Annotated in this window: 2 protein-coding genes; one reads left to right on the plus strand and one right to left on the minus strand. The window is 42.5% G+C overall.

Features of this window, described 5'->3' with window-relative positions; genetic code table 11:
• Positions 1–112 precede the first annotated feature (112 nt).
• Positions 113–280: a hypothetical protein gene (locus F6K49_RS52210; protein WP_293047769.1), complete on the plus strand. Its 168-nt coding sequence runs from the start codon at positions 113–115 to the stop codon at positions 278–280.
• Positions 281–295: 15 nt separating this feature from the next.
• On the opposite strand, the gene F6K49_RS52215 is transcribed toward F6K49_RS52210, so the two are convergent.
• Positions 296–661, minus strand: coding sequence for a hypothetical protein (locus F6K49_RS52215; RefSeq protein ID WP_293047765.1), 366 nt, complete (start codon positions 659–661; stop codon positions 296–298).
• Between the last annotated feature and the right edge of the window lie 417 nt (positions 662–1078).

A 1078-nucleotide genomic window follows, 5' to 3' on the forward strand; every position in this document is an offset into this window, starting at 1 on the left:
GAAGAACGCCTGAACTTGGCAAGTAATACAGCCTTGCGAAAACGATATCAGCGTATGAGGAAAGTTTTGAGAGACTATTTTTTTGATATCGACAACTCTATGCTCGAAGACTATGGCTTATCCTGAAGTAAGCATATGCGCTACGCGCACGCTACTTGAGGTGCCGTCAGCTGTCAGCCGTCAGCCGTTAGCCGTCAGCTTATTTTATTCAAAAGCACCTCAAGTAGCACCATCTGTAGCCCATAAGCTGATAGCTGATACGCGACACGCTGATAGCTAAATGTAATGGTGATTATTAAAAATTTCCAGTGAAACAAGCAAATTGATTACGTAGCGTTTCACTGGTCTTAGGTGATTTCTGGGAAACAAAGATTTCTAAATACTCTTCTAACTTAGCGATTTGGTTTTTATAGGTATCAATATCATTGTCACTCAGCCAGCTAAAGTTTTTGGCTATAACTAGATCAGCTTTATCTATCAACAGGGTAAGGATTTCGTCAGCTTCAGCTAGTTCGAGGATCTCAGCCATACGGTTGCTGTCTGACACAGACAAAGTTGGACGGGCTGCCAGTTGGCAATACTCCAGCAATAGTTCCAATCGGCGTAGATTTGATTGGGTTGGGCTTTCTGTTGATATCGTGTACATAGAAAATCTGTTCATGTCACACCACTTGTTACTTTGATTGGGCTTCAGTCTTGATTTGGCTTCACTACATTAGTGAGATTTTTGCTGTAATTAGGACACGAATCGAAAGGATTTCACAAAATCTTTATATCTAAGAGGTTTTTTGTAAAGCAACCATGAAGGTTGAAGAGGTTGAAGGTTGATCAGGTTGAAGGTTGATCAGGTTGAATGTTGATCAGGTTGAAGGTTGATCAGGTTGAAGGTTGAATGTTGATCAGGTTGAAGGTTGAAGGTTGATCAGGTTGAAGGTTGAACGCGATTGCGTGGCCATTCGCGTAGCGTGGCCAAAGGCCAAGGCCAAGGTTTAAGAGGTTGAACGCGATTGCGTGGCCTTTTGGCCAAGGTTTAATAACCAGTTAACCTGTAACCAGTTAACCTGTTCCCTGTTCCCTG

Source organism: Moorena sp. SIO3I6, from assembly GCF_010672095.1.

Excerpts from the sequence above, each read along its gene's own strand:
- F6K49_RS52210 (WP_293047769.1), top strand. The coding sequence starts at position 113 with ATGGCTTATCCTGAAGTAAGCATATGCGCTACGCGCACGCTACTTGAG.
- F6K49_RS52215 (WP_293047765.1), bottom strand. The coding sequence starts at position 661 with ATGAACAGATTTTCTATGTACACGATATCAACAGAAAGCCCAACCCAA.